The organism is Oleiphilus sp. HI0123 (assembly GCF_001635315.1).
The window spans coordinates 1-299 of the sequence record NZ_LWGE01000316.1; the positions used below are offsets into that span (position 1 = coordinate 1).

General features: G+C 43.8%; 1 protein-coding gene. It reads left to right on the forward strand.

Annotated features, from left to right (window positions below):
* Positions 1–299 (forward strand): hypothetical protein (locus A3761_RS26750; RefSeq protein ID WP_197472768.1); only part of this gene is annotated, 299 nt, incomplete at both ends.

The following is a 299-nucleotide window of genomic DNA, read 5'->3' on the forward strand; positions in this document are numbered from 1 at the left end:
TTGAAAATGCAACACTAGATACAATCGGTCGCGCTATTCGTCTTCGTGAAGGTACAGGCTACGTATTTGACAACGTGCAAGTTAATGTTAAGTCTTCAAGTGCTGATGCATCACTAATTGGTACACAGGTTGATGACGGTGAAGGTGGTACCGAAGAGTACACTGAAGCTGACTACATTGCAGACATCGCAGCAATCCGTGTAAGTGATACTGCTGTAACTGGTGATGAAATTGAAACAGCAGGTGCTGGTATCGCGATCAAGAATGACGCAGTTGAGTTAGTGATTGATGATGCTGTA